Source organism: Agrobacterium sp. 20P9.1.2, from assembly GCF_057799395.1.
The window spans coordinates 1-401 of sequence record NZ_JBYOKI010000018.1 but is presented as its reverse complement, the minus strand read 5'-3'; the positions used below and the strand labels follow the sequence as shown (position 1 = coordinate 401).

At 50.6% G+C, this 401-nt stretch carries 1 tRNA gene; it reads left to right on the top strand.

What is annotated here, in order from left to right:
• Nucleotides 1-235: 235 nt before the first annotated feature.
• Nucleotides 236-312: transfer RNA gene (locus AC27VJ_RS22590), tRNA-Met, on the top strand.
• Nucleotides 313-401 lie beyond the last annotated feature (89 nt).

The following is a 401-nucleotide window of genomic DNA, read 5'->3' as shown; positions in this document are numbered from 1 at the left end:
TCATCAATATCAATATCTTCTCAACGCGAAAACAAACGGCCAAAAGGCCAGTCAAAGGCCGCTCACAACGCGGCCTTTTGTGTTATAAAGCACAAAGACAAAAACAAAGTGGTGTACCGACTAACGTGCGCCCCTTACAGGAGACAAATCGCCTTCGGCAATTTGCTCCGGCAGTAAGAGTAAACCGCAAAGCGGTTTACTCGGACGCGATAAATCCCAAAGGGATTTACGCTGGCGCGGGGTGGAGCAGCCCGGTAGCTCGTCAGGCTCATAACCTGAAGGCCGCAGGTTCAAATCCTGCCCCCGCAACCACCGAAACTTGCAAATTCGACCATTCCAAATATTTGCTTTTAAGCTCCTCACCATACTGGTCGAGGAGCTTTTTGCGTTTGGCCTCCGTG